The 10,319-nt window shown below is 43.2% G+C and carries 10 protein-coding genes; 5 read left to right on the forward strand and 5 right to left on the reverse strand.

Going from position 1 to position 10,319, the window contains the following annotated elements; all coding sequences use genetic code 11:
• Window positions 1–238 precede the first annotated feature (238 nt).
• From PX482_RS07895 to btpA, 3 genes are all read right to left on the reverse strand, one after another.
• Window positions 239–1,432: a DNA methyltransferase gene (locus PX482_RS07895; RefSeq protein WP_002763246.1), complete on the reverse strand. Its 1,194-nt coding sequence runs from the start codon at window positions 1,430–1,432 to the stop codon at window positions 239–241.
• Between the two features lie 109 nt (window positions 1,433–1,541).
• On the reverse strand, window positions 1,542–2,528 hold the full coding sequence (locus PX482_RS07900) for a vitamin K epoxide reductase family protein (RefSeq protein ID WP_002763245.1): 987 nt from the start codon (window positions 2,526–2,528) through the stop codon (window positions 1,542–1,544).
• 177 nt (window positions 2,529–2,705) lie between these two features.
• Window positions 2,706–3,557 carry a photosystem I biogenesis protein BtpA gene (gene btpA / locus PX482_RS07905; RefSeq protein WP_043999475.1) on the reverse strand — a complete coding sequence of 284 codons (852 nt, stop codon included), beginning with the start codon at window positions 3,555–3,557 and terminating at the stop codon, window positions 2,706–2,708.
• 471 nt (window positions 3,558–4,028) lie between these two features.
• Here btpA and rimO point away from each other — a divergent pair, with 471 nt between their 5' ends.
• The 4 genes from rimO (at window position 4,029) to PX482_RS07925 (ending at window position 9,073) form a co-directional block, all read left to right on the forward strand.
• Window positions 4,029–5,342 (forward strand): 30S ribosomal protein S12 methylthiotransferase RimO, encoded by a 1,314-nt coding sequence (gene rimO / locus PX482_RS07910; protein WP_288122288.1) that lies wholly within the window; start codon window positions 4,029–4,031, stop codon window positions 5,340–5,342.
• A 41-nt stretch (window positions 5,343–5,383) separates the two neighbouring features.
• Entirely contained in the window at window positions 5,384–6,823 is a 1,440-nt protein-coding gene (locus PX482_RS07915; protein ID WP_002763242.1) for a DEAD/DEAH box helicase, read from the forward strand.
• A gap of 223 nt (window positions 6,824–7,046) precedes the next feature.
• Window positions 7,047–7,400 (forward strand): hypothetical protein, encoded by a 354-nt coding sequence (locus tag PX482_RS07920; RefSeq protein ID WP_002741232.1) that lies wholly within the window; start codon window positions 7,047–7,049, stop codon window positions 7,398–7,400.
• A gap of 5 nt (window positions 7,401–7,405) precedes the next feature.
• Window positions 7,406–9,073 (forward strand): DUF7226 domain-containing protein, encoded by a 1,668-nt coding sequence (locus PX482_RS07925; protein WP_288093794.1) that lies wholly within the window; start codon window positions 7,406–7,408, stop codon window positions 9,071–9,073.
• An 84-nt stretch (window positions 9,074–9,157) separates the two neighbouring features.
• Here the strand turns inward: PX482_RS07925 and PX482_RS07930 are convergent, their stop codons facing one another.
• Window positions 9,158–9,286 (reverse strand): hypothetical protein, encoded by a 129-nt coding sequence (locus PX482_RS07930; protein WP_288093795.1) that lies wholly within the window; start codon window positions 9,284–9,286, stop codon window positions 9,158–9,160.
• A gap of 88 nt (window positions 9,287–9,374) precedes the next feature.
• On the opposite strand from PX482_RS07930, the gene PX482_RS07935 reads away from it, so the two are divergent.
• Window positions 9,375–9,809, forward strand: a complete 435-nt coding sequence (locus PX482_RS07935; RefSeq protein ID WP_288093796.1) for a DUF4332 domain-containing protein — start codon at window positions 9,375–9,377, stop codon at window positions 9,807–9,809.
• A gap of 28 nt (window positions 9,810–9,837) precedes the next feature.
• Here the strand turns inward: PX482_RS07935 and PX482_RS07940 are convergent, their stop codons facing one another.
• Window positions 9,838–10,182: a phenylpyruvate tautomerase MIF-related protein gene (locus PX482_RS07940; protein ID WP_159294496.1), complete on the reverse strand. Its 345-nt coding sequence runs from the start codon at window positions 10,180–10,182 to the stop codon at window positions 9,838–9,840.
• Between the last annotated feature and the right edge of the window lie 137 nt (window positions 10,183–10,319).

Consider the following 10,319-nt stretch of genomic DNA (forward strand, 5'->3'; position numbering starts at 1 on the left):
ATTGGAGTGATTGAGGGGAAAATTCAGGTACTTTTTCCCTGAAAATTAGGTAGTTGACCACCTGAAAATCGGTAAAACCCTACACCCCACACCCCACACCCCACACCCTGCCCCCAGGGAAAACTTTTTCAGCAGACCCTAGTTAGTTGCTGGGTTGGGATTGTTTACTGTTTAATTACAACTATAGCAATAGTCAATAAATTGTGAAAAAGCATCAAATCTTTTCAATTCGTTAAAATTAAATATTAACAGGGTCAATATATAATCTCTTATCTAAAATTGGTGTTTTTTGAATATTATTGACTTTGGCAATTGCTGATTCTAAACATAGCTGGTTTTCTGAAGATACAAACAGCCTACTGCTTTCCAATACCTCAAATGCTACCTCTCTAGAAATTTGTTCTATTACCTCTTGGCTAACTTGATTATTTAAGTTGATAAAATTAATTATATCCTCTATAATAACTTTACCAAATTTATTCTTAAATTTTCTTTTTTGTCTTAATACTTTCTGAAATAGCTTGGCTTTGACACCTATTTTTTCAATAATATCAGCATTATAAAAAGGTACGCCAAGAACGTTAGATTCTTGTCCTACAATTAAAACAATTCTTGCTTGCTGCTTGCTGACTCTTGCCAGTTCCTTTAAAATGTCACCCATATCTAAACAGTATTGTACTACAGTGTAAAAACGATTACTCCTATTTGCTCTATTAGAACCAATTTCTGACTTGGCTATCTTGAGTAAATCCCATCCTAAGATTTCAGCAGATTGACGATAATTTTGATGGTAATTAAAAACATTTATATAGGGTGGAGAAGTCACAACAAAATCTATCTGATTATTTTTTAGTGGTAGAGAACGAGCATCAGATAATTCAACCCTGATCGGCTTTTGAGAGTAAGGTAGCTTAGTAATTATATTGCTAAGATGTAAAAATTTTTTCTGAATAAATTCCTGAGTAATTTTATTGTTACACACATCAAAAATGATTACTAAAGCATCAAATAAAACCTTTGACCGATCCGGTAGCATATTCCTAGTATTTTGCAATTTATCTACTAAATTTTCTACTTGGTCACTGACTTCAAAAATTCTCAAAGGAAATTCTTGATCGAGGATATTTCTCAGGTTTTTAAGAACTTCTTTTTTTTGAGAATCATTGATAAATTCATAGGTACGACTCATGATATAAGCAGCGGGATTAATCTCAAATCCATAAGCTTCTAGGGATAAATAACTTGCCTCTAGCAAAACAGTTCCGCTACCCACAAAAGGATCGAGGATGACCGAATTAGATGGGCAATAGAAACTTAAAATAGTCTCTATCAGTTGGGGTGAAAACTGACCTCGCCAAACAAATAAATTGGCTCTAGTTTTATCAATAATGTCAAGTTTGTCTTGGGGTATAGGTTGATCAAAATCTGGCAACTTTCAATCTCCCTCTATTGCTAAGAACAAAATTAAAGTTCTACTTTATCTAGAGAACAAACACCATAAAATGTCGGGGCTGAACAGGGTTCAACCCCTCAATATTTTCCTACTTACGTCCCGGAACTGTATATTTAAAATTCATCGGGCCAGTATAACCAGAAACCTCAGCCAATTTCTCTAATCTTTGGGTTCCCGAATATTCTTGACCCTTAATAATCCAAGTGGGGAAACCTTTAATTCCGGCATCGCGACAAGCTTGAGGATTACCATTAACCCCTTGGGGATCACATTCGATATAAACCCCTTCTTTTTTGAGGATTTCTCCCGCTTCCTTACCAAATAACTGTTTTTGATCGTAACAGTGGGGACACCAAAAAGCCCCGTATTCTTTCGCACCAATTGCTTTTAAATGTTTAGCCAGGGCGATTTCTGCTTTTCCCGAAACCGTGGTTACTTCCCAACCGTAGGGAGGTTTAGCCGCTGTCATTGGCCGGGTAATTTCTTCTTTTCCTGCTGCCACCGTGGGGGAATTTACTCCTGCGTAAACCGCTAAAGTTCCCACAAAAGTAATCATTGCCACTACAACCATCGGCAGTATAATTTGTCCTAAACCTTCCCATTCGCGACCGATAATTGTGAGAATTAATAGGGTTAAAGCGAACAAAGCTGAAGTGATGCAGTAGGGACACAATTCCTTTAATTCCGTGGCTAGAATATACATTAAATAACCACTAAATACCGCCATCGCCGTCGCCCCCGCTAACAGCAATAACCAGGTATTATTTTCTAAACTTTTGCGGAGATTTTTCTGAGTTTCCCCATTGATAAATAGAGGACTGAGGGCAAAAACCGCCATGGCAATATAGGCCAAAAAACCGAACAAACTCAAGGGCAGCCCGAAAACCGTAGCGTAGGGACTATTAAGAACACCACTACAACCAGCCCCATCACTAGCCCCGGCGGTACAGGCAGCAGCCCCTCCCGTCAGTTTGGTAATGGTTAAATAGCCAGTCAGAATCGCCCCCACGATCGAAACGCCCCCAATTAGAGGCCGGGAGTAGCGATGAATCCAAGGTACAGAACGACGACGCATAATATTATTTAGATTAAATTACAGCAGAATTCAGGAGTCAGGAGTCAGGAGAGAAATCTCAATGCACTTTGTTGAAAGGAAAAATTCCCTAACCATATTGTGTTAATTAGGACGTTTTCAATTCCTAAAAACTTAGGATAGCTATCCCCTGAAACTATCCGCCATTCTAGCAAGGGGTTATGTGGACAGAGGCAAAGAAGGCAGCGAATTATCAATTTTTGCCTTTTGATCGTTGATCAGGCGTGCCGTTTCCACAAATTGCGACACCCGGATCGGATCCACCGGTTCAGTAATTTTGCCATGACGCTTGAGGGAACTAGCCACGATCACCCCATCAGCAGCCGGCAGTAACCGCCCGATATTGTCCAGATCAGCCCCGCTGCCGATAAAAACCGGTGTTCCCTTGGCCGCCGCCACTGCCAGTTCCAAATCCTCAAAACTAGGGGGGCTACCGGTGGCCCAACCGGAGAGGATCACCCCGTCTGCCAGTCCCCGTTCGATCGTATCTTGCACTGCCGTAGTCAGATTAGGGGTTCCCAAGGGGCGGGCGTGTTTAACTAAAACATCCGCTAAAATTTTGACCTCAGACCCCAATTCGCGGCGATAACGCAGGAGTTCGTGGGCCTGACCCTCAATAATGCCCTGATCGGTGGCCATAACCCCCGTTAGCACATTAACCCGAATAAATTGGGCATTAACACAGGTAGCGATCGCTAAAGCACTATGGGCATCATTGCGGAGAACATTAAGACCAATCGGTAAGACCACCAGATTTTTAATGCGATCAACAATTAACGTCATGGCGCTAACCACGGCGGGATCCACCTGTTGCTTAGTAAAGGGGGCATCAAAAAAATTCTCGATAATCAAACCATCAACACCACCGGCAGCCAAAGCCGTCGCCTCCTGTTCAGCCCGCTCGATCACCGTCTTGAGACTGCCACCCCAACGGGGGGAAGTGGGCAGGGGGGCGAGATGAACCACGCCAATAATCGGGTTTTTTGTCTTGAAAGTTGCAATTAAGTTCACAGCGTATACTACTCTTAGCGTCCCCAACCATGCGCCGCTCACCCATTTTAACAGGGTGAAGGCCTACCCACGGTTCCACGGGGGGGAAATTATTTTAACTTAGTGCCAGCATTCGTCCCTCGCGCTTAGTGCGATGGGACGGGGCTTTTCAAGGGGCGAAGTAATTCGCCCCACAGTTCCCCTCATCAATGCTGACTTTGTATATAGACAATTCCAAAAAACTATGTTATCATAAACGGGTCTTGACCACTATTCCTTAAGCGATAACCGAGCTTCGGGGGGTCGTGTTGCAAGAAAAAGTGTGGGTCTTAGGAACTAGGACTCCTGCCTGGGTCGGGAAGGTAAGACTTGCTATCTTTCGAGGTAGAAAGCGCATCCCATTGAAGCAGGAAGCTCTCAAATCCGTTGAGAGTAGTTCACAATGTCTTAACATTAAAAGAGAAGTTTAAGATTTGGTTGATACTCGATCGCATGGGCAATAAGCCAACCATCGCCATCTCACACCTAGGCTGTGAGAAAAACCGGATCGACTCCGAGCATATGTTAGGACTGCTGGCCAAGGCCGGCTATCCCGTAGATAATGACGAGGAGTTGGCCGATTACGTTATCGTTAATACCTGTAGTTTCATTCAAGCAGCTAGAGAAGAATCCGTTCGCACCCTCGTGGAACTGGCGGAAGCTAATAAAAAAATTATTATCTCCGGCTGTATGGCCCAACATTTCCAAGATGAACTCCTGACGGAATTGCCGGAAGCCGTGGCCATTGTCGGCACGGGGGATTATCAGAAAATTGTCGAGATCGTCGAACGGGTAGAGACGGGAGAACGAGTCAAGGAAGTCAGCGCCGATCCCACTTTTATCGCCGACGAAAATCTGCCCCGTTATCGCACCACCAGCGAGGGAGTCGCCTATCTGCGGGTGGCCGAAGGCTGCGATTATCGCTGTGCTTTCTGTATTATTCCCCAGCTGCGCGGCGATCAGCGATCGAGATCGATCGAGTCCATTGTGGCCGAAGCGCGACAATTGGCCAGCCAAGGGGTGCAAGAATTAATTCTCATTTCGCAAATAACAACCAATTATGGGTTAGACTTATATGGCGAACCCAAATTAGCGGAACTCTTGCGAGCGCTGGGAGAAGTCGATATACCTTGGATTCGCGTTCACTACGCTTACCCGACCGGGTTAACGCCAAAGGTTATCGAAGCGATCCGAGAGAGCCCGAATGTTTTACCCTATCTAGACTTGCCGCTACAACATTCCCATCCCGACATCCTGCGGGGGATGAACCGTCCCTGGCAAGGACGAGTCAACGATGGCATTATCGAGCGGATCAAGCAAGCTATCCCGAACGCGGTTTTACGAACGACTTTTATCGTCGGTTTCCCCGGAGAAACCGAGGAACATTTCAGCCATCTGCTGGAATTTGTCAAGCGTCATGAGTTCGATCACGTCGGGGTGTTTACCTTCTCCGCCGAAGAAGGTACAGCCGCTTTTGACCTGCCCGATCCAGTGCCACAGGCAATTATGGACGAACGCCGCGAAAGGTTGATGTTAACTCAGCAACCAATCTCGGAACGCAAAAATCAAGCTTATATCGGTCAAACTGTCGATGTTCTCATCGAACAGGAAAACCCAGAAACAGGAGAATTAATCGGGCGCTCCGCTCGTTTTTCCCCGGAAGTGGATGGCTTGGTTTATGTGACAGGGGAGGCGATTCTAGGTGCGATCGTACAGGTCCGAATCACTGCGGCCGATACCTACGATCTCTACGGCGAAATAGTCTAATTTTTCCATTTTTCTTATTTAATTCCCACAAAACAATCCCTATGACCACTGGTTTCAACAATTTAGGTTTATCCGATAGCCGTCTTCAACACCTAGAAACGCTTGGATTCACCACCCCCACGGAAATTCAAACCAAAGCCATCCCTCTCCTTCTAGAAGGGCATGACATGGTAGGAATGTCACAAACGGGAACCGGCAAAACCGCCGCCTATTCCCTGCCTTTACTGGAACGCATGGACACCAAAAATCCTAACGTTCAAGCTTTAATCCTCACCCCCACCCGGGAATTAGCCCAACAGGTGGCCAGCGCCATCAAAGATTTCTCTGATGATCGTCGTCTCTTTATCCTGACAGTCTGTGGTGGTCAATCCATGGAACGTCAGATCCGCAGTCTGGAAAAAGGTGTCCAGATTGTGGTCGGGACTCCCGGCCGGGTAATCGATCTGCTCGATCGCAAAAAACTCCATCTCGAATCCTTAAACTGGGTAGTCCTCGATGAAGCGGACGAAATGCTCAGTATGGGTTTTATCGATGATGTGAAGAAAATTCTGCAAGCATCCCCCTCCACCCGTCAAACCGCCTGTTTCTCGGCAACTATGCCCCGGGAAATCCGCGATTTAATCGCTAATTTCTTGAAATCTCCCGTTTCTGTGACGGTTTCTCAACCCCAGGCCGCTCCTGCTAAGATCGAGCAGAAAATTTATCTGATCCCTCGCGGTTGGACGAAATTAAAAGTCCTGCAACCCCTGTTAGAGATCGAACCCCTAGAATCGGCGATTATTTTCGTCCGCACCAAGCAAACCGCGGCCGAATTAACCAGCAAACTGCAAGAAGCGGGGCAAACGGTGGATGAATACCACGGTAACTTAAGCCAAGTGCAACGGGAACGACTGGTGCAACGTTTCCGCGAGGGCAAAATTAAATTGGTGGTAGCCACAGATATCGCGGCCCGCGGTCTAGATGTGGAAAATCTCAGCCACGTTATTAACTATGATCTGCCGGATAATGCCGAAACCTATATTCACCGCATTGGCCGCACGGGCCGCGCTGGTAAAACGGGAACTGCTATATCTTTAGTAGAACCGATCGATCGGCGTTTGTTGCGTCAGATTGAACAGCGTCTGCGTCAACGTCTGGAATCTAGTCCCATTCCTAGCCGCACCGAAGTAGAAGCAAAACGCCTGGCCAAGCTGCAAAATCAGCTAAAAGAGGCTTTATCGGGGGAACGTATGGCTTCTTTCTTGCCTTTAGTGCGGGATTTAAGTGAAGAATACGATCCCCAAGCGATCGCAGCTGCTGCCCTGCAAATGATCTACGATCAAAATTGTCCCCAGTGGATGAAAACCGATTGGGAAGTTCCCGCACCGACGAGCAGTAAACCGGTGATTAATAAAACTCCCCGCAGTGGTGGTAGTAAGTACCCCTCTAAGTCGAATAACCGTCCTTCCCTGGACAAAAAAATCGTCTTTCAGGAACGTTAATTTTTAGTTCTTGAATGGATAACTTTAAGAGTTGATAGACCGTTTTGGTTCTATCAACTTTTTTTTGTCAGGTAATTTCCCAGTACGTCGTCGAAAGCATTCTACATAATTTTATAGCTAAACTTTTGATAATTGATTCTAATCAAGTATTTGGGCTTTGTTTGACATTTTTGCTGATAATTACTATATAATTGTCTTAAATGAATAAATTTGAACATTTAATATGTCGAGTTCGTCAGAACCTTATCGTGGGAGGGTACAAGCTCAAGGAGACGATATCCAGCAAGAGGGTGGATACAGTTGTTCTTGGGCAAGAAAAAATCCTGTTACTGCTAAAGAAGGATTATCATTTCTTGCTAATATTAAAGGGCAATGCAGCGAATGTCAACGAGAGGAACGGAAACAAGCGTTTAGAAAAGCTGAACGCTTTGTTACAAATGCTAGTGAGCAAGGTGGTGTCACTCCAGAGGCACAACCGCACTCATTTCAGGATTCTAAACGTAAAACTAAAAACGCCCGTGTAGATATTGAAATTCGCAGTGGTCTTACCTTTATCCCTTCGCCCCAAACAGAATGACAACGATGCTTAGAAGAGTACAACAATTTTTAGACTCTGGCGATAGTGATAACGCTAGAGAAGAAATTGATAGAGCTTTCGGCAATCTGAGAAGGGTGGATAGTCATGTTAGAGAGTTTGCAGATCTGTTGGCACTGGGATCGATCAAAGCTTCAGAAATCGGCTTAGGGGTATTGGGACGTAAGCTTCTACAGAATGACAGCGAGATTAACAATGAGGTTGTTTGGTTATTTATTGCGTCAATTTTATCTCGCAATAGTATTCCCCCTGATAGTCCATCTAGAATCAGCCTACTTGTTCTTACCGCTTCTGTCAATAGTTGGGAATTACCAATTTTTGCGCTTCTTGCCCCTGCCCTCGACGCTTTTTTTAAAGTTAGTCTTGCGGACGGAACCCCTTTAATTGCCGAACAAACTTTTGATTTTTTGGCCACTTGGGGAAGAATTTATGCGAAAGCACCTCATGTCAAAACGCAGCTTCAAGAACTTCAATCTCTTAGTAATAATCTATTAGAGCAAGTAGATGACTCAGAGTTAAAAGCTGAATGGTCAGAGGGAATTAATATATTTTTTGAAGAAGCCAGGACAACCAAATATTCAGATAGTAATGTTTTTTCTGCTGGTGAAGAATTAATTAAAAAAATTTATAATACTCAAAGTTTACAGCGCAATACAGAAGATAAGAATTTGGCAGAGACAAAAGACAAGTTACTCCAATTAGTCACTTCGTCTCTTGCCACTATTGGAACAGTTCTTGATAGTGATGGATTGTCAGTTGCAGTTCGTATTGACAATGATTCTAAAGATAGAAAATCTTGGTCTGTAGTTGCTAGTGTAATTGATAAATTAGAGCGGTTATTTCAAGAAATTGCCGATCTGACTTTTGAGAGAATCAATAAACTTCCCGCTTTTACTCCAGCGCAGGCAATACCTGGTTCTTGGACAATTATACTTCATGTCAATCTCAGTCCTAATCACGCAAATTTACTGGCAAAAACTATCTCTGACCTTTCCTCAGGAAAAATTGATAATGAAAGTGAAAATGACTTAGAAGTTGTTAGTATTTGGCAAGATTGTGTCACAAAAATCAAAGAGGATGATTTGCGAGTAGATATGGCTGTCTCCATTAATTCTTCAGAATTTAATGTCATTAAAACAATTTCTACAGAACATGAATATATATCTAGTTTAACAGGGTTAAAATCACGATCTATCAGGGTTCTTTCTCATGATATTCCACAAGCTGATAGGTTAGAACGAGTTGTTGATTTATCTTCGCTGTTAATTCAATATCCTCATTCTTTGCCAACTGTTCGACAACAGTTTTTGGATAGAAATGGTATTACAGAAAGGCAGTTTTCCTACTATAGAAGGGCTGCAGAAATTCTTAATCTGGCTGACGAACGAGTGCAGCCAACTACTGCTTGTTTCATGCTTGATCGTCTGTCAGAAAAATCAAAAAAAAGATTCTTGGCTCACCAATTTATTGCTTCAAAGGTGGGTTTGGCATGGTTTAAGTGGCAAAATGCTCATGATCTCTCCGAAATCAAACCAGAAAGAGCAAGAGAATTTTTACTAGAAGTGTGTCCGTCACTTTCAGAAAGTACTGTTGAAAGACGTGCTAAAACTTTACAATCTTGGTTAAGGTATTTCTTGGGTACCGAAAATGAATAAGCAAAAAATGCAAGCTTTCAGGCATAATCGGTGGAGTGTAGGAAACTCACCCCATCATCAGCCAATTGACTTTTTCAGCAAACCCTATATAATTTTGACTTTTTTATACTGTTCCGTCACGGTGGCATTTAATAGATCATCTTTAAAATTTCTGATTAATTTAATTACTAAATTATAAATACTGATGTATTCTTCATAATCGATAGCCCGCATGGGTTACGCTACCGCTAACCCATCCTACAAATAATTGTGCCTCCCTACTTAACTGCTATAATCTACTTATCAATAGTTAATAATTTCGATGAATCGATCGCAACTTATCCACAGGCAAAGCTGGTTAATTGAACATTTGCCGGGGTTAAGTGACCAAGATTGCCAAAAATTAAAGGATTGCGGTATCGACACCACCGCACAACTTCTGCAAAAAGTTCGTCCGCAATTGGGTAAGGAAAAATTAGCAGTAAGAATGCAAATTCAGGCTAAATATATTAATAAGTGGGTGGCAATGGCGGAATTAGCCTCGATTCCCACCGTGGGTTGTCAATACTGCGGTTTGCTGGTTCATGCCGGTATTGCTTCCATCCCGCAATTGGCACAGACATCAATTCAGCAGTTGCATCGACAGATTCTCCGCTTTCAGGTGGCTAATCTGCAAAGACGCGATTTATGTCCCGATATTGCGGTGATGTTAGCTTGGATTGAACAGGCAAAAATCCTCACCAGAGAGTTAAAATAAGCCCTATCTCCGATAATTTTGGCATAAATTAGCCAAAAGTAGTGCCATTCCATCCCCAAAGATCACCTTTCGCCTCGGCAAATTCTAGATAAATGCGATTTTTCGGTATTCCTAAATAAGCCTCAATTTCTTGACAAAAATCACTACTCATGCTTTTAGTTTGAGCGGCGGAAATAGAACCAACACTTTTAATCTCCACATAACACACCGGCTCAAAAGTGCCAGCAAAAGTCATTTTTATACCCGATTCTAAAGCTGTCATCACATAGGATTCGGGTTTTCCCAGATGTTTAGCTAATTTAGCCGAAAGACTCTGCAAAAGTTGATTAACCGTCTCATCATCGAGGGAGGTGACAGAAGTTTGAATTTTAATTAGGGTTTGCTGAAAAAGCTTTTCCTGGGGGCAGGGTGTGGGGTGTGGGGTGTGGGGTGTGGGGTTTTACCAGTTTTGAGGTGGTCAACTACCTAATTTTCAGGGAAAAAGTACCTGAATTTTCCCCCGATCCCCGC

The organism is Microcystis sp. M53602_WE12, from assembly GCF_030065455.1.
GTDB lineage: Bacteria > Cyanobacteriota > Cyanobacteriia > Cyanobacteriales > Microcystaceae > Microcystis > Microcystis aeruginosa.

Bases quoted from the DNA above. Each gene is read 5' to 3' on its own strand.
- PX482_RS07900 (WP_002763245.1), bottom strand. From the start codon at position 2,528: ATGCGTCGTCGTTCTGTACCTTGGATTCATCGCTACTCCCGGCCTCTA.
- rimO (WP_288122288.1), top strand. From the start codon at position 4,029: ATGGGCAATAAGCCAACCATCGCCATCTCACACCTAGGCTGTGAGAAA.
- PX482_RS07915 (WP_002763242.1), top strand. From the start codon at position 5,384: ATGACCACTGGTTTCAACAATTTAGGTTTATCCGATAGCCGTCTTCAA.
- PX482_RS07920 (WP_002741232.1), top strand. From the start codon at position 7,047: ATGTCGAGTTCGTCAGAACCTTATCGTGGGAGGGTACAAGCTCAAGGA.
- PX482_RS07925 (WP_288093794.1), top strand. From the start codon at position 7,406: ATGCTTAGAAGAGTACAACAATTTTTAGACTCTGGCGATAGTGATAAC.
- PX482_RS07930 (WP_288093795.1), bottom strand. From the start codon at position 9,286: ATGCGGGCTATCGATTATGAAGAATACATCAGTATTTATAATTTAGTA.
- PX482_RS07935 (WP_288093796.1), top strand. From the start codon at position 9,375: ATGAATCGATCGCAACTTATCCACAGGCAAAGCTGGTTAATTGAACAT.